Source organism: Massilia sp. TS11 (assembly GCF_022012445.1).
Classification (GTDB): Bacteria; Pseudomonadota; Gammaproteobacteria; order Burkholderiales; family Burkholderiaceae_D; genus Telluria.
This window is the reverse complement of sequence record NZ_JAKLTS010000047.1, coordinates 1-275: the sequence shown is the minus strand read 5'-3', so window position 1 is coordinate 275 and position 275 is coordinate 1. Positions and strand designations below refer to the sequence as shown.

The 275-nt window shown below is 63.3% G+C and carries 1 protein-coding gene; it reads left to right on the top strand.

Annotation, left to right across the window (positions count from 1 at the left end; all coding sequences use genetic code 11):
- Window positions 1-275, top strand: a 275-nt coding sequence (locus LZ005_RS21565; RefSeq protein WP_237811146.1) for a hypothetical protein, incomplete at both ends; no start/stop codon positions are given.

The window sequence follows — 275 nt, the reverse complement described above, 5'->3', positions numbered from 1 at the left end:
ATGCACACCGTCGTCGTCACCGACACCGACGTGGCCGGCAACACCGCCAGCACCAGCATTACCTTCTCGCTCGTCACCAGTGTGACGGCCCCGACCATCAGCCTGGTCAGCGACACCGGCAGCAACACGACGGACAATCTGAGCAATAACGGCAACCTGAACTTCAGCTCGGCAGGGGCGGGCATCGCGCGCAGCTACACGGTCAACGGCAGTTCGGTGGCCAGCTACAGCGTGCCGTCGACTGATGGCGTCTACACCGTGGTGGTGACCGATAC